The 16334-nt window shown below is 71.7% G+C and carries 11 protein-coding genes; 3 read left to right on the top strand and 8 right to left on the bottom strand.

The window, feature by feature from the left end; all coding sequences use genetic code 11:
* Positions 1 to 45 precede the first annotated feature (45 nt).
* Together AC1D2H_RS25930 and AC1D2H_RS25925 are read right to left on the bottom strand one after the other, a co-directional pair.
* The gene (locus AC1D2H_RS25930) at positions 46 to 834 is read right to left on the bottom strand and encodes a glycoside hydrolase family 19 protein (protein WP_478012897.1); all 789 of its coding nucleotides are present in this window, start codon (positions 832 to 834) and stop codon (positions 46 to 48) included.
* Between the two features lie 68 nt (positions 835 to 902).
* Positions 903 to 1577, bottom strand: a complete 675-nt coding sequence (locus AC1D2H_RS25925; RefSeq protein ID WP_478012896.1) for a substrate binding domain-containing protein — start codon at positions 1575 to 1577, stop codon at positions 903 to 905.
* On the opposite strand from AC1D2H_RS25925, the gene AC1D2H_RS25920 reads away from it, so the two are divergent.
* Positions 1545 to 1829 (top strand): MBL fold metallo-hydrolase, encoded by a 285-nt coding sequence (locus tag AC1D2H_RS25920; RefSeq protein WP_478012895.1) that lies wholly within the window; start codon positions 1545 to 1547, stop codon positions 1827 to 1829. The two genes, AC1D2H_RS25925 and AC1D2H_RS25920, sit on opposite strands and share 33 nt — an antisense overlap.
* 69 nt (positions 1830 to 1898) lie before the next feature.
* A complete protein-coding gene (locus AC1D2H_RS25915) occupies positions 1899 to 2033 on the top strand; it encodes a hypothetical protein (RefSeq protein ID WP_478012894.1) in 135 nt (44 codons plus the stop codon).
* Positions 2034 to 2050: 17 nt separating this feature from the next.
* Here the strand turns inward: AC1D2H_RS25915 and AC1D2H_RS25910 are convergent, their stop codons facing one another.
* Positions 2051 to 2866 (bottom strand): substrate-binding periplasmic protein, encoded by an 816-nt coding sequence (locus AC1D2H_RS25910; protein WP_478012893.1) that lies wholly within the window; start codon positions 2864 to 2866, stop codon positions 2051 to 2053.
* Positions 2863 to 4398, bottom strand: coding sequence for a glycine betaine ABC transporter substrate-binding protein (locus AC1D2H_RS25905; RefSeq protein ID WP_478012892.1), 1536 nt, complete (start codon positions 4396 to 4398; stop codon positions 2863 to 2865). Before AC1D2H_RS25905 ends, AC1D2H_RS25910 begins: the two co-directional genes overlap by 4 nt.
* A gap of 129 nt (positions 4399 to 4527) precedes the next feature.
* Here AC1D2H_RS25905 and AC1D2H_RS25900 point away from each other — a divergent pair, with 129 nt between their 5' ends.
* A complete protein-coding gene (locus AC1D2H_RS25900; RefSeq protein WP_477931788.1) occupies positions 4528 to 4731 on the top strand; it encodes a hypothetical protein in 204 nt (67 codons plus the stop codon).
* A gap of 52 nt (positions 4732 to 4783) precedes the next feature.
* Here AC1D2H_RS25900 and AC1D2H_RS25895 read toward each other — a convergent pair whose 3' ends face one another.
* From AC1D2H_RS25895 to AC1D2H_RS25880, 4 genes are all read right to left on the bottom strand, one after another.
* Positions 4784 to 13285: a GH36-type glycosyl hydrolase domain-containing protein gene (locus AC1D2H_RS25895; RefSeq protein ID WP_478012891.1), complete on the bottom strand. Its 8502-nt coding sequence runs from the start codon at positions 13283 to 13285 to the stop codon at positions 4784 to 4786.
* Positions 13286 to 13473: 188 nt separating this feature from the next.
* Positions 13474 to 14841 (bottom strand): DUF2314 domain-containing protein, encoded by a 1368-nt coding sequence (locus AC1D2H_RS25890; protein ID WP_478012890.1) that lies wholly within the window; start codon positions 14839 to 14841, stop codon positions 13474 to 13476.
* A 40-nt stretch (positions 14842 to 14881) separates the two neighbouring features.
* Entirely contained in the window at positions 14882 to 15214 is a 333-nt protein-coding gene (locus AC1D2H_RS25885; RefSeq protein WP_478012889.1) for a thioredoxin family protein, read from the bottom strand.
* A gap of 46 nt (positions 15215 to 15260) precedes the next feature.
* Positions 15261 to 16178, bottom strand: coding sequence for a LysR substrate-binding domain-containing protein (locus tag AC1D2H_RS25880; protein ID WP_478012888.1), 918 nt, complete (start codon positions 16176 to 16178; stop codon positions 15261 to 15263).
* Positions 16179 to 16334 lie beyond the last annotated feature (156 nt).

Here is a 16334-nt window from a genome sequence, read left to right as displayed (position 1 = left end):
CCTTTTTTCTTGCCCGCTTGGCGCAAAGGCCCAGCCTGAACGACCTCAAAGGGCCAGCAAGGCCTTGGCCCGGGCCAGATGCTCCAGGCGGTCATCCAGGCCGTTGTAGCCGCCATTGATGCGCTTGGTGACGGCCTTGGCGTCGTCGGCTTCGGCGAGCGGGCCGATGTTGCGGTCCTTCCAGAACCAGCAGGCCACATCCACGCAGGCGAAGGGGTCGAGCGCCACCTTGGTGGGGTCGCTGACGTAGTCGATGCCGGTGAACTTGCTGTACTGCTGGTAGTTGTTGCGGCCGGTCAGCTGGATCAGGCCGCGGCCCTTGAAGCGCACGCCGTCGCCGGCCTGGCTGTTGCCGAGGTCGGTGCGGCCCTCGTAGGCGCTGCCGCTGGCGAGCTCCTCGGCATAGAGCAGCGAGCCCGACTCGTGAGCGAGCTGGGCGATGAAATGGGCGATCTGCCGCGGCGTGTCGATGCCGTAGCGCGTCATGCCCTTCACCAGCGGATCGAAGTAGAGGTCGATGCGCTTTTGCATCGCCCGCGGCATGACGATCTCGAGCTTTTCCTTGGTCGCGCCGGGCGGCAGGCCCGCCAGCAGCCGGGCCATGGTGGCATCACCCGGCGTCACGAGGCCATCCGACTCCGCCAAGCCCATGGCGCGGGTCTCGAAGGCGCGGATCGCGTCGATGCTGTTGGGGCCGATCTGGCCGTCCACCTCCAGCTTCTTCTGCGCCGCACCACTCCAGGCCTCGCTGTTCATGTTGAGCAGGATCTGGATGATGCGAACGTCGGCAACGTCATTGCGGGCACCCTGCCCGACGCTCTTGGCAATGCACATGATGCGTGCTCCCGGAGAAAGTAGGAAGCGCCGACCTTATGCGCCCGCCGCCGCCTGCGAATCCCCAATCAGCAGGATGCGGTGGCCAACGCGCCGTCGGTCTGCAGCATGCGGTCCCACCAGGGCGTGTCGCCGATCTCGGCGCGCAGATGGTCGATGAAGAGCCTGGCCTTGGTGGCGTGGCTGCGCCCCGGGAGGCGCACGGCGTGGATGCCGGGCATGCCGGGCGAGGCCGGCGCCTGGGCTTCTTCAGGGAAGAGGGCGATCAAGTCGCCGCAGCGCAGCGGGTCGCAGACCACCCAGGTCGCGATATGCAGCACGCCCAGGCCCTGCAGCGCGGCCTGCAGCATGCCGTCCTTGTCGTCCGTCCTGAACTTGCCGCGCACCGGCAGCGGCTGGTTGCGGTTCACGCCCGCGTAGCGCCAGACAAAGCTCGGCGCCGGCGGCGAGGCCACGGTGATGCAGTCGTGTTGCAGCAAGTCCTCGGGTGTCTTCGGCCGGCCCATGCGGGCCAAATAGGCCGGGCTGGCGCAGGTGACCAGGCGCACCGGCGCCAGCGTCGTCGCGCGCAGATCGCTGTCGGGCAGCAGGCCGATGCGGATAGCTACGTCCATGCGCTGTTCGGACAGGTCGACGATCTGGTCGACCAGATGCAGGTCGACCTCGATGTCCGGGTAGCGGCGCAGGAAGCTCGCCAGCGCCCCGACGACATGGCGGCGGCCGAAGACCGTCGGCGCCGTCACCGTCAGCAGGCCGCGCGGCTCGGCGTCGCCGGCGAGGAGCAGAAGGGCTTCTTCCAGGGCGCGGCCGCTTCGCTGACGCCCTATGTGCAGGCCGGCCGCTTCGCTCCCTTCGTGCGCGATGGCGAGATCCTGCCCGGCATCCGCGCGTTGCAGGCCCATGGCCACACCGCCGGCCACAGCGTCTACGCGGTCGAAAGTGAAGGCAGGCGCCTGGTGCTGGTCGGCGACCTCATCCATGTCGCGTCGGTGTAGCTGGCCGCGCCCGAAGTCACCATCGCCTTCGACACCGACGAGCCCCAGGCCGCGAAGACCCGTGCCCGCGTGTTCGCCGAACTGGCCAAGGATGGCAGCCTCGTCGCGGTGACGCACTTCAACTTCCCTGGCGTCGGCCGCCTGCGGCAGGTCGGCAAGGGCTGGCAGTGGCTGCCGCTGGACTACAGCAGCCAGGTGCGCTGAAGCGGGGCGTTATGGGCTCAGGGCGTCAGCGGACGGATGCTGACGCCCAGGCTGCCGGGCGGGTGCAGCTCGTTGAACAGCTGCCAGACGCGGCCGCTGCGCGCCACCTGGCCCAGCGCCTGGCGCAGCGTGCGCCGGTCGGCCTCGTTCAGGGCGCGACGCGACAGATAGAGGCCGCTGGCGTGCCAGCCCAGCTCGTCCAGCGGCTCGACGCGCAGGCGCTTCAGCAGTGGCGCCAGCTCGGGCTCGATGACCAGGGTGCCGACGAGGATGGACGCCGTCATGACCGTGGCCTGGGCCAGGCCCTGGCGCAGTGCGCGGGCGACGCCGCTGGCGTCGGCCTCTTCGACCAGGCGCTGGCGTTGGCGCAACGTCGCGATGGCCGCGTCGTAGGTCGGGCCGAAAGAGAAGCCGCGCACGACGACGAGCTTGTAGTCCGGCTGGGCCAGCAGTTCGGCGAGGGAGCGCGGTACCGCCGCCTCGGCGTCCAGCGTCAGCAGGCTGGCCCGCACCTGGATCAGCGGCACGAATTCGCCTGCGGCGTCACGCGCGGGCGTGGCCGAGGCCGGGATGAGCAGGTCCGCCTGGCCGGCGTCGAACAGGCTCTGCAGCCGGGCCCGCGGCACCTTGTGCATGTCGATCCGGCAGTGGGCGTTCGCAGCCAGCTCGCGCAGCACCGTCGGGTAGATGCCCTGGGCCTGGCCCTCCTCGAAGCTGACGCTCAGGCCGATGGGGGACATGGGCACGTTGATGGGGCGCGTGCAGGCGGCCTGGGCCGCTGCTGCAGCCAGCCAGCCCCAGAGCAACAAGCCCGATCGCGCCCTTGCGTTCATGCCCCTCGGTTCCGAGATTCTTTCGGCCCATTGTGCGCGACTTGCCGCTCCAGTGCGTCGAACAGCAGTTGCACGGCCACGGCCAGGGCCGCGGCGGGCAGGGCGCCGGCCAGCATCAGCGTGCTGTCGTTGACGGCCAGGCCTGCGACGATGCGCTCGCCCAGGCCGCCGGCGCCGACAAAGGCCGCCACCGTCGCCGTGCCGACGTTGGTGACGGCCGCCGTCTTCACGCCGGCCATCAAGGTCGGCAGGGCCAGCGGCAGCTCGATGGCGCGCAGCGTCTGCCCGCGCGTCAGGCCCAGCGCCAGCGCGGATTCGCTCAGCCCCCTGGGCACCGCCTGCAGCCCCGCATGCGTGTTGCGCACGATGGGCAGCAGCGCATAGACGAACAGGGCCAGCAGGGCCGGCAGGAAGCCGATGCGGCCGACGAAGGCGATCAGGAAGGCCAGCAGCGCCAGCGAGGGCAGGGTCTGCAGCAGCCCCGTCACGGCCATCACCGGCGCGGCCAGGCGTGGAAGGCGGTGGGCGGCGATGCCCAGCGGCACGGCCACCGCGATGGCCAGCGCCACCGAGGCCAGCACCAGGGCCAGATGCTGGGCGAGCAGCTTCATCAGGTCGGGCGCCAGCAGGCGGTCCAGCAGGCCCTGCTGCGCCGCGGTGTCCGGCGCCGATTGCAGAAAACTTTTCGCAACATCGGTAAACGGGCGTCGGTCCAGCTCCGCGGCCGCGTTCAGGCGGGTCATTTCGGCCTCCGTCAGGCGACCGGCCAGGCCCTGCAGCGGCCGCTCGTCGACGCCGGCGCGCAGCAGCAGCAGGGCGTCATAGCGTGGGAAGAAGCCGCGGTCGTCGCGCAGCACACGCACGGCCTGGCGGGCCAACTGGGCGTCGGTCGTGTAGACGTCGATGAGATCGACCTGGCCGTTCGCCAGCGCCTGGTAGGCCAGGCCATGGTCCAGGCCGGCGCCCGGTTGCTGCTTCAGGCCATAGGCGCCCTGCAGGGCCGACCAGCCATCGGCGCGGGCCAGGAATTCATGCGACAGGCCGGGCTTGAGCGCGGGCGCCTTGCGGGCCAATTCCGAAATCGTTGCGATGCCCAGCCGCGCCGCGTCCGTCTCGCGCATGGCCAGCGCATAGCTGTTGTTGAAGCCCAGCGGCACGGCGGCCTTCAGGCCGAGCGGCTTCAACCACGCGTTGATCTGCGCCAACGGCGCCTGCGCGTCGGCCGCGGCCTCGCGCTTGAGCAGCTCGCGGACGATGGTGCCGGTGTATTCGGGGTAGAGGTCGATCTGGCCCTGCTGCAGCGCCGCCGCCAGGATGGCCGTGTTGCCCAGGCCCTGGCGGTGCTCGGCGGCAATGCCCTGGGCGGCCAGGGTCTGCGTGACGATCTCGCCGAGCAGATAGCTCTCGGTGAAACGCTTGGAGCCCACTTGCAGCGCTGGCGTGCCAGCAGCGCCAGGAACGCCATTTGCCCCAGCAGCAACCCACGCCGTCAGCAGGGTCAGCAGCAGCAGGACTTGCCGACGGATGTTCATTCCCTCATGGTGCCTCATGGCGGTCCCTGCCGTGTCGGACTCGCCCTACATGCGAGTGCCATCGTGTCCGAATGCAACCAGGCCCGACCCTGTCTAGAGTTGGAGACATTGTTTTCAGAGGAGGTCATCATGCCGCGCGCTACCGATCATCTGCTGCGTCAGCACCTGGAAAGCCTGGGTGCCCACTTGCGCCAATGCCGCACCTTGTCGGACCGCCGCCTGCGCATGCTGAGCTCCCTGGAGGCCCTGGACTCGGCCATCGGCGAGAGGCTGTTCACGACGGTGGTCATGGGCAGCGTCTTCATGGCTGCGGTTCTGAGCCTGGTCGTCTGAGCCCTTCCTGCGCCATCGAAGCGGCCCCACGGGGCCGCTTCTTCTTTGGCTTTCAGAATGCCGCCGCCGGTTCCGGCTGGCGGGTGGGCTGGGTGTCCGTGACCGGCACCCACAGCCGCAGGTCGCCGTCGGCCTCGCCCAGCGCCAGCGTCGAGCCCGGCGTGACGATGCGATAGCCGGCCGGTGGCGCCGTGCCCGCGCCGGTTGGTGCGCGCTGTAGCATCACCTCGATGCGCCGGCCCTGGTGCAGCAGCCGCACGCGCGCCTGGGCCCAGTGCGGCGGCAGGCAGGGCTGCACGCGCAGCAGGCCGTCCGCCAGCTTCACGCCSCACAGCGATTCGACGGCCGCGCGCAGCAGCCAGCCAGCCGCGCCCGTGTACCAGCTCCAGCCCCCGCGGCCGGCATGCGGTGCGGCCGCCTCGATGTCGCCGGCCACGGCAAAGGGTTCCAGTCCGTAAGCCGCGCCATGCGCGCCGCGATGGGCCGGGCTGATGGCGGTGAAGGCGGCCCAGGCACGCTCAGCCTGGCCGAGCTTGGCGCTGGCCATCAAGGCCCAGGTGGCGGCATGGTTGTACTGGCCGCCGTTCTCGCGCACGCCGCCGGGGTAGGCCTGGATGTAGCCGGCCTGCGGCTGGTGGTCCTTCAGCGGCGGCCACAGCAGGCGCAGCAGATGGGCATCGCGGTCGTGCAGCTCGCGCCAGGCGCTGTCCAGGGCCAGGCGCGCGCGGTCGGCCTCGGCGGCGCCGGTGAGCACGGCCCAGGCCTGCACGATGAGGTCGATGCGGCACTCGGTGTCGGTGTGAGTGCCGAGAACGCTGCCGTCGTCGAACCAGCCGCGGCGATACCAGCGGCCGTCCCAGGCTTCGACATCCAGCGCCTTGGCGAGCTTGTCGCGGGCCTGGCGCCAGCTGGCCGCGCGCGCCTGTTCGCCGCGGGCGATGGCCAGCGGGTGCAGGGCGTCGATGACGGCGCACAGGAAGAAGCCCATCCACACCGATTCGCCGCGGCCCTCAGCGCCGACGCGGTTCATGCCGTCGTTCCAGTCGCCGGTGCCGAACAGCGGCAGGCCATGCGCGCCAACGGGCAGGCTGACGTCGATGGCGCGCGCCGCGTGCTCGTAGATGCTCGCCTGCTCATCACTGATGGCGGGCACTTCGTAGATGTCCTCGGCGCCTTCGGGCACGGGGCGGCCCTGCAGGAAGGGGACCATCTCGTCGGCCAGCGAAGTGTCGGCGGTGCGCTCGACATACAGCGCGAGCGCGAGCGCCAGCCAAAGCCGGTCGTCGGCGAAATGCGTGCGCACGCCGGCGCCGGCCGGGTCGTGCCACCAGTGCTGCACGTCACCGGGCGGGAACTGGTGGGCCGCGTGGCGGCGGATCTGTGCGGCCAGGCGCTCGGGGGCGTGCTGCACCAGGGACATCGCGTCCTGCAGCTGGTCGCGGAAGCCGAAGGCGCCGCCGGCCTGGTAGAAGCCCGCGCGGGCCCAGATGCGGCAGCCCAGCACCTGGGCCGGCAGCCAGTGGTTGATCAGCGCGTCGAAGGACGGGTCGGGCGTGTCCACCTGCACGGGCGCGCTCAGGCGCCGCCACACGTCGCGCTGGGCCGCGAGGCGCTGCAGCGGGTCCGCCGCCCAGGCCCTGGCCGCCTGCTCGCGCGCGGCGGGCAGGCTGGTGGCGTGGCCCAGCAGCACGGTGCCGTGCCAGGCGTGGCCGGGCTCCAGCCGGATGGGCACGGCTAGCAGCGCGGCGGGGTCGGTGGCGGGGCCGGCCTGGCCGTCCAGTGCATGCGGCATGACGAGGCGGCCTTCGTCGTCGAACAGCAGGCGGCGGTCGCCGCTCGCCTCGATGGTGGCCGTCCAGGGGCGGGGGCGATTCAGGTCGGGCGTGAAGCCGGCATCCGCGGGCCAGGGCCACAGGGCCTGGTCGCTCGAGAGGGCCTCGATCTGGTCGGCCGTGGTGTCGCCTTCACGGGTCGGGCGCAGGGCCATCCAGGCCGTGTGGCCGCCAAAGCCGTTGAGGCCGTCGGCCTGCGTGGCCAGGGCCAGCAGCGGGCCATCGCCCTGCGGCGGCTCCAGGCGGGTGACGACGCTGCGGCGGGCGCTGCTGTCGGCACCCAGCTGCCACTGCGCGGCCGCCAGCAGGCGCAGCAGCCGCGGCGGCTTGCCGGGCGCCGCATGCAGCTCCACCTGGCATTGCTTGACGGACGTCACCGCGTCGACCGTCCAGCGCAGGCGCACCACCATGCCGGGCAGTTGGAAGGCCATGGCCGTGGCACCGGGCAGATGGGCCACGTCCTGCCTGGCGCTGGCGCGGCCCAGCAGCCAGGCCTTGCCGCTGGACAGGCAGTGCAGCATCAGCCACTCGCCCGGTGAGTCCAGCAGCGCGTCGTTGGACCAGGGCGTGATCTGGTGCAGGCGGCTGTTGCCGGCCCAGGCCATGCCGGCGCCGCGCTCCGACACCTGGCAGCCGAAGTCCTCGTTGGCAATGACGTTGATCCAGGGGCGCGCCGGCTGGGCGCTCTCGGTCAGCTCGAAGCGGCAGGCGCCGTTGTCGGCGTCGAAGTCACTGGCCGGGGTCTCGGCGCCTGGCGGGGCGGCGAGGGTGGACACCAGCGTCGCGCCGGCACCGCGCCTGGCCTTGGCGGCCTGCTCATGATTGATGCCCAGCCGTTCGAGCTGCTGGGCCAGTGGGCGCCCGTCGGCAAACCAGCGCACCCGTGCCAGCAGGTTCAGCGCAAAGCGGGTGTCCGGCCCCACGGTCTCGTCCGACAGCACATGCACGCGGCAGCGCCCCTGGACCTGCTGCTCGGCCAGCGAACGCAGCGCGCGCGATACCGGTGCCAGATAGGACGGCGGCTCGGCGTCCAGCACGACGACGTCCACCGGCAGCGGGCTGCCCTGGGCCTGCAGCAGCGCACACAGCTCGCGCACCATGACGACACCGGTCGGATCGGCCACACGCATCAGGATGATGGGGTCGTCGCCCGAGATGCCGTGGCGCCACAGCGCGTCGCGCTCGTAGCCGGTCTCGGGCAGGGGCAGGGTTTCGCGCGCCGCCTGCGAGGTCAGCAGCGTCTGCAGCATGAGGCCGGCGCGCCAGGCGCCCGGCGCCAGGCTGGCGCCCTGGGTGCGCACGCCGGCCATGGTGTGGGCCAGCGTCAGTGCCCGTTCGACCAGGGCCGGCTGGCGCAGCTTGTCCAGCAGATGGCTGAGCGTCTGCGGTTCGCGTGCGGCGGCGGTGGCCAGCGTCAGCGTCACGCTGGCACCGGGCGGCAGTTGCAGCACCAGGTGCAGCAGTGAGATCGGGTCGTTGCCGGTGTCCAGCATGCCGGCCGCGGTGTTGAGCCCGGCCACGTCGGTGCCCAGCAGCGCCTGCACGCCGGCATGTGCGACGACGCCGCCCGGTTGGCCAGACAGGCCGCCGCGGGCCAGCCAATGGGCGCGGTCGGCGCCGGCACGCACGCGGTCCAGGCGCGCGCCGCCTTCCAGCTCGACGCCCACCAGCGCATGCACGGCATGCAGGGACGCTTCGTTGGGGCTGCGCGGCAGGCGCTGCCAGTTCAGGGCCTGCTGGCCCGGTTCCCAGCGCGCCTGCAGGAAAAGCTTGCCGAAGGCCGGATGGGCCAGATCGGCCTTGGCCGGCGCCAGCACCGGCTCGAAGCTGGACACCAGGGCCAGGCGGCGCGGCCGCTGGGCGAGGTTGCGCAGCGTGATGCGGCGCAGTTCGACGTCGTCTTCCACCGCCACCCAGACCTCGGTGTGGGCGCGCAGTTCCTCACCCTCGGCGGTGAACTGGGCACTGGCCGGGTGCAGGCGGCAGCCATAGCGCCACTGCGGGCCCGGCGTGGGGCGCAGCGTCAGCGACCGCCAGGGGCTGGACTCGGGCGCGCCGTTCCAGGGCAGGTCCAGGTCGCGCAGGTGCAGATGGTGGCCGAGCAGGTCCTGCGGCAGGTCGTCGCGCCAGCGGTTCACCAGCACCTGGCCGCCCGGCTCGCCCCAGACCAGGGTGCCGCCGCCATGCTCGCGCACCATCGCGCTCAGCTTGCCGCTCCCCAGCCAGGCGGTGGCCGGCAGGGCGCGACCATGCAGCTCGGGCACAACGAGGGAGATGCGGGCGCGGCGGGGTGCGCTGCGCGTGGGCTGGGGCGGCGGTTCGCGCAATGGGGCCACCTTGTGCGGCGCACGCTCGTGCAGCAACCAGCGCACCGCGCACAGCCGTGGTTCGGCGTCGGCCCAGCGCTGCGGCGCGCCGCCGCACAGCACTTCGGTGAGCGCGACGAGGGACATGCCCTGGTGATGGCTCATCGCCGTGCCGATGCGCTGGAAGCGCTGCTTCGGCTGCGGCGCGTCGGCGGGGACCTCGGGCTGGCGGCTGGCCGTGTAGTCCAGCGCTTCGATGAAGCCGCCTTCATGCCGGGCGCCCAGCGCCTGCAGCGCGCGCAGGTTGGCGACGGCCGCGCGCGGCATCACCATGGTCGCCATCAGGCTGGCGTAGGGCGCGATRACGATCTCCTCGGGAGGCGTGTCGCGCAGTGCCAGGCTGGCCACGCCCTGCGGGCCGTATTGGTAGGCCAGGCTGTGGTCGCGCTTGGCATAGGCGCTCTCGGATACGCCCCAGGGCAGGCCGGCCGCGCGACCGGCACGGATCTGCTCCATGACGGCGGCACGTGCGGCGTCCGCCAGCGCGCTGCCGGTGGGCTCGTCCAGCACCAGCGAGGGCATCAGCATCTCGAACATCGAACCCGACCAGCTCTTCAGCCCGGTGACGCGGCCGCGCGAGAAGAAGGGCCGGCCCAGCGCGCCCCAGTGCGCCGGCGGGATGTCGCCCTTGGCGATGGCGACGAGACTGGCCAGGCGCGCCTCGGAGGCGAGCAGGTCGTAGTGGTTCTGGTCCAGCCTCTCGGTGCCGGGCTCGGAGCCCACGGCCGCGACGGCACCGATGTGCAGCAGGTGGCGCTGGGTGTCGTAGAGCCAGCCGAATTCATGCGCCAGCGCCATCGCACGGGCGCGCGTGGCGACGCTGTTGAGCGCCTCGGCCACGGCCGGCGGCGGCGGCATGCCTTCGCCACCGCGCGCGAAGCCCTCGCAGGCGGCCGCGACGACCAGCAGGTGGGCGCAGAGGTTGCCGCTGTCCACCGCCGAGACATAGGGTGGCTCCAGCACGGCCAGGCGCTGGGTGTCGATCCAGTTGTAGAAGTGGCCGCGGTGGCGGGGCAGCTGGTCCAGCGTGTCCAGCGTGCGGCCGACGCGCTCGGCCAGGCCGACGTCGTGCAGCCAGCCGAACTCGCGCGCGCAGCAGGCCGACAGCAGATACAGGCCGATATTGGTCGGTGAGGTGCGGTGGGCGACGGCGATGTCGGGGTCGAACTGCACGTTGTCGGGTGGCAGGTCGTGGTCCTCGGCCGTGACCCAGCGCTCGAACCAGCGCCACGTGTCGCGCGCCACGCTGAGCAGGTACTGGCGGTCATCGTCGTTGATGGCCTCGCGGCGCGGGCGGGCGCGCGGGCGGCTGGCCAGGCCTGTCCACAGCGGCGTCAACGTCCAGGCCAGCAGCAGCGGCAAGGCCTGGTCCCAGTCGACAGGGCGGCCGATCAGGGCCGGCGTCATCAGCAGCAGCGCCAGGGCGCCACTGGCAAAGGTCACATGCTTGTGCTGGCGCCACAGCGAGCGCCAGTCGGTGCGCGCCGCGGCCTCGGCGGCGTCGGCGGTCGTCCATTCCAGCAGGTGCTGGTGGCTGACCCGCTGGCGCCACAGCGCGCGCAGGATGGCGTCGATGCTGAGCCAGCTCGTCGCCGGCAGCAGGGCGATATGCCACGCCACGCCGCCGATGGCGCGCCCGAGTTCGGTGGCGCCCTGCCGGTAGAAGCGCGGCAGCGAGAGGCGCTCACCCGACGGCGCGCAGGCCGCCAGGGCCCCCATCAACGGTCCGCCGCCGAAGGTGGCGGCCACCAGCCCCAGGGCCCAGGCCGGCGTCAGGCCCACGCCGACCCAGGAGGCCACCAGCAGCAGCAGCGCGGCGGGCGCCACGAGGGAGCGGCGCAGGTTGTCCAGCATCTTCCAGACATGGATGCCGCGCAGGCCCCAGCGGCGCCGGTTGCCGAGGAAGGGCAGCAGCTGCCAGTCGCCGCGTGTCCAGCGGTGGATGCGTGAAGCGGCCACGTCGGCGTGCATGGGCGCGGGTTCTACCAGCACGACGTCGCTGACGCCGGCGCAGCGCATCAGCGAGCCTTCCAGCAGGTCGTGGCTCAAGACCTGGCCCTCGGGCAGGCGGTGCGCCAGCACCGCGGCCGCGGCCTCCACGTCGATCAGTCCCTTGCCGGTGGCGCKGCCTTCGTCGAACAGGTCCTGATAGACCTCGGAGCTGGCGGCGCTGTAGGGGTCCAGCCCCGGCTGGCCGGCGAACAGGCTGTGGAACCAGGTGCCGTGGACCGTGGAGCTGCCGGCGGCCGTGGCCAGCGGCGTGGCGACGCGTGGCTGCAGCATGCCGTGGCCGCGCACGACGGTGACGGCACCGCTGGGGGAACGCAACAGGCGCGGGCGGTTCAGCGGGTGGGCGGCGATGGCCACCATCTCGCGCAGCGCGCCGGGCGGCAGGGCGGTGTCGGCGTCCAGCGTGACGATGTGGCGGATGCCGGGCGCCGGCGTGGACAGCTCGCCGAGGTCGACGAAGCGGTCCGGCAGCAGTTCGGGCGCCTGGCCGGCCAGCAGCGCTGCCAGGGCCTCGGTCTTGCCGCGTTTGCGCTCCCAGCCTATCCAGCGCTGCTCGCTCTCGCTCCAGCGCCGCTCGCGGTGCAGCAGCAGAAAGCGCGGCCGGCCTTCGCTGGCCGTGCCGTGGCGCTGGTTCAGCGCCTCGATGCCGGCGCGTGCCTGGGCGAGCAGGGCGGCATCCTGCGGCTGATGCTCGGCCTTGGCATCGGTCCAGTCGCTGAGCAGCGCAAACTGCGCCTCGTCTTCGAGGTTGGCGAGATGGTGGCGTTCCAGTTGGGCCAGCAGCGTCGCAATGCCTTTGGCCCGGGTCAGCATGCAGGGAATGACGACCAGGCTGCGCGCCGTGGACGGGATGCCCTGCGGCCAGGTCAGGCGCGGCAAGCGCGCCGGCGAGGCGGATTCGCTGATGAGGCGGTTGGCCAGCGCGACGACGGTCTCGCTGGCGGGCAGCAGCGACAGCAGCACGGCAGCCACCACCATGGGCCAGCGGGCGCCGGCGGGCAGGCCGAGCAGCAGCAGCGTCAGCTCGGCCAGGATGAGCAGCCCGGCCAGGCTGGTCAGGTAGAGGGCGACGCGGTGGCGACGCAGCGCGGCGACGAAGCGCTCGCCGGTGGTGGGCTTGAGGCGCAACTCGCCCAGCAGCCGCCCGTAGCCCAGGCCGGACAGCCAGTACAGCGGCGCGCGCTCTTCGGCATCCTCGGCCCAGCCGGGGTCGTTGCAGAGCAGGCGCAGCACCTGGGCCACGTCGGCCTCGGGCACCTTGTGGCGCTCGGTCAGCGCCTCGATGGCGTGCATGGCCATGTCGCGCGTGGCCTCGTGCTCCTGGCGGTAGACGTCGATGCGGCCCAGCGCGCGCAGGGTGGGGTGAACGGCCTCGAACAACCCGGCCCAGTTGGCCGCGCCGAGGTTGCGCAGGCTGCCGATGGCATTGCGGATGCTCTGGTGGTCGGCCGCGCTCTCGGCCTGCTCGGCGGCCTGGGCGGTGGCGGGGTCGGGCAGCACCTCGGCCAGCCAGCCCTGCACGGCGGCCCAGGACGAATCCTCGGCATCGCGTTGGTCGGCCAGGCCCATGGCCCGGTCGGTCATGCGCTCATGCAGGCGCAGGGCCAGTGCGTTGATGGCGGAGTCGCGCGGCCAGGCCGATTGCCATTGCTGCAGCTGCGTGCGCACGGCCGCGGCGTCCAGATGCGGCAGGGCCTCGAACAGGCGTTGCGCGGAGCGACGCGCCAGATGACGCCAGGCGGCTCGCTCGGCCAGGCGGCGCAGGTTCTCCACCAGCACGACGCGCAGCGTCGACGGCAGGGCCCACAGTTCGCGCAGCGTCAACGCCTCGGCCTCGTGGTGGCCGGCCAGGAAGTGGTGCAGCAGCGCCAGGTCCAGCGAACTGTCCGAGTGAGCCACCCAGGCCCAGGCGACGCCGTAGATACGCGGCAGGCCCTGCAGAGGCTCGTCCGCCAGGCGCGGCAGGCGCTGGAAATAGCTGCGCGGCAGGTCGTGCAGCACCTCGTCGAGCTGCTGCTGGACGATGCGGGCGTTGTCCAGCAGCCAGGCATGCGCGGGGTCGATGTCGGCCTGCAGGCCTTCCTCCGACAGCACGCTGAGCGCTGCGGCCCAGACCTGCAGATTGCTGCGCAGCCGCGGCGAGAAGGGCCGGGGCTGGCTGCGCGGGTCGTCGACGCGCTGGGCGGCGGCCAGGCTGCGGCCATGCTCGGCGAAACGGTCGGCACCGAACTGCACCGCCCGCACCGGCGGCGCAGCGGCCTCGGCACCATGGGCGAGCTTGACAAAGGCTTGCGCAGCACCCGTGGGCGTCAGGTCATGTGGCGGATGTTGAGGCGGTGCGGACATGCCTCGACTTTGGGTGTCGAGGCCTTGTCGTCACAGCGGCTTGTATCGCGTGTCTCTGTCAGCGCAGTCCTACGCTTCCCCCATGAAAAGCGGCATCCCTGCCGCATCGTGAAACGCGCCGACGCGGCTCTCGCACTGGCTGCCAAACTGACGGCTTGGTTGAGCGCATGGGCAGGCCATGCGGCGGCTCAGCGGCCGGCCTTCTCCTGTTGTTCGATGAGACGGCCGGTTTCGTTGCCCTCCTGCCTGCCATCGGGGAAATGGCGGATGTAGTCGAACAGCCCGCCCTGCTTCACCGTGACGATCTGACCGGCATGCAGGGTCGGGATGTTGAAGGGATCGTTCTTCAGCAGCCCGCTGATGCTGTCGCCCTTCCAGGCCGTGACCTCGACCCACATCCATTCCTTGCCGCCGGCGGGTGTTTCGAAGGGGGCCTTGACGAGGAGGTATTCACCCGGCGCCAGGCCCTGGGCGAAAGCCTTCTGCAGGGCCGGCAGCCTGGCGCGTGCGGCCTCGCTGGCGGCGGTCAGGGCCTGGTTGTGCTTGACGTAGGAGATGGCGTCCTTGGAGCCGTAGAGCGAGCTGATCAGCGCCTGCTGCGCCGCGTGGACGTCGTTGCCGGCCTGGGCCGTGAAGCGGATCTCGGCGAGGCGGTTGGCCGGGTCGCCATCCTCGGGCCGGCCCTCGACCAGCATCAGCTGCGCGCGACCGGTGCTGCCTTGCAGCAGGTCGGTCGTCTGCGCCGCGCGCACGCCGGTGTGGCGCAGCGCCTTCGCGTCGACATCGCAGCGACCCTTGGGGCCGATGACCGCGCCTTCGGCCAGCGCTTGCGACAGCAGGTTGACGAGGCTGCCCATGGGGTGGTTCATGGACCAGGGGAAATCCTCGACGACGACGTCCGGCAGGCCGAGCTTGGCCATGCCCAGCGTGATGGCGCGCACGAGCTTGCTGCTCCGGTAGGCGTGGATGACCGTGTGCTTGCTGACGTCGGGCAGGTCGCCTTCCCAGGTCTCGAGGCGCTGCTTGTGCCATTCGTCGGCGGTGAAGACTTCGCGGGTCTCCTCGTCCCACAGCAGCCCCCGGGTCTCCCTGGCGACCTGCTCGATCAACTGCAGTGACTGGCGATAGGCCGGCATGCCCCGTTTCTGCGCATGGGCAAACTGCAGCACCAAGGCGGTGTTGCTGGCCTGCAGCGCGACGGCCTGTTCGCGCGACAGGCCGCGGCCGAAGCGTGTGAGCATGTCCAGGCCGGGTGGCCGGTAGTTCTTCTGCGCCTCGGTGTCGAGGCGGGCCAGCACGACGGCCTCATCGGCCCGGCGTGGCAGCGCGTCGACCAGCCTCGGCCCGGACTTGCTCGCGGCCAGGCGCTCCTTGAGCACCTGCAGCGGCGGCCTGGCGGGCTTGTCGGTGTAGTAGATCGCGAGCTCGTAGCGAACTTGTCCGGCAGCCGTTGGGCCGGCGGCGATGGGGTCGCCGGGCGCGGCCAGCGAGGCCATGGGCGAGAGCAGGCTGCAGGTGGCGGCGAGCCACAGGGCTTGGAGAAGGCGCATCGTCATGACGCCGGATTCTGTTGGATGGCGGCAAGCCCGGCCGGGGTCAGGCGCGCAAGCGCTTCGCCAGCGTCAGATAGTCGGCATCGACCTGGGCCGCGCTGGCATCCGCCAGATGCGCCCGCAGCACACGCTTGAGCGTCTCCGGCTGCGGCGTCAAAGGGCCGGCGAAACGCACCTGCGCGTCGTCGGCGATCAGCAGCGTCGGAAAGGTCTCGATGTCCAGGTCGCCGATCAGCTCGGCCTCGTCCTCGATGTCGATCCAGCGCACATGCAGGCCGGCCTGCGGCAGTTCGGCACAGGCGGCTTCAAAGACTTGCTGGTAGGACTCGCAGGTGCGGCACCAGGCGGCGCAGAGGCAGGCGACGTAAAGGGACATGGGGCGGCATGGTGCCATGGCCGGCAAGTCCCTTGCCGGTGCGCTGTCAGTCGAGCGCCGCCAGGGCCTCGCGCCGCCAGCGCCGGCTCTCGGCCACCACCCATTGCGCGAAGGCATGGAGGTCGGATGAACCCTCCTGGCTTGCCCGCCGGCACAGATAGAAGCCGCGGCCCGACGACACCCAGCCGCTAAACGGCACGACCAGCTGTCCGCCGGYCAGCTCCCTTTCGATGAGGCAGAGCTGCACGACCGCGATGCCCATGTCGGCAACGACGGCCTCGATCAGCGCGGCGGCCAGGTCGAAGCCCGAGGCCAACTGGGGCGGGCCGGCCTGCACGCCCTGGGCCTTGAGCCAGAGCGCCCAGTCGCCGGGATGGGCGCTGTGGTGCAGCAGCGGATGTTGCAGCACATCCTGCGGCCGGGTCAGCCGGGCAGCGCGCGCGGGACGACACACGGGCACCAGTTCGCGCCCCAGCAGGTATTGCGCGACGACGCCTTCGGGCCAGCGGCTGTGCGCGCTGGGCTTGGGGTTGACCCAGCAGTCGACATCGTCGCGCTCGAAGCGGTCGTCGTGGCGCCAGCGCCGGAACTCGACCTTGAGCTGGGGATGCTGGGCCTGCAAGGCCGGCAGCCGTGGCACCAGCCAGCGCGCGTACAGCGAGGGCACGGGTGCCATGCGCAGCGACTGGCCGGCGGGCGCTGCCGTCAGCGGAACGGCTCGCTCCAGCGTGTCCAGGGCGGGCTTGATGCGGGCAAGGTAGCTGGCGCCATCCGGCGTCGGCATGACCTGCGCGCCGCCACGCGCCAGCAGCGCCAGGCCCAGCTCCGATTCCAGCCGCTGCACCGCGCGGCTGACGGCACCCTGGGTGACGGACAAGGCCTGGGCGGCCGCGGAAAAGCTGCCCAGCTCGGCCACGGCGGCAAAGGCGTGGAGTTCGGCCAGCGACGGCGAGCGAAAGCGCATGGCGAGGGCCTGTTCACACTGCGGCAATGGGTCGCGAAGGCCTGCCGCCAGGGGCCAATCAAGGCGCAGCGCGCCGCCCGCACTCGCGTGCGGGCCAGCGATGCAACGCTGAGTGGCCCCTGGCGACGGGCCTTCCCGAAGGGTTGTGACCAGAAA

The sequence above is a fragment of the Roseateles sp. P1_C1_2 genome, from assembly GCF_056406535.1.
Note: the sequence above shows the minus strand (reverse complement) of the source record. Positions and strands in the feature narration are given on the sequence as shown.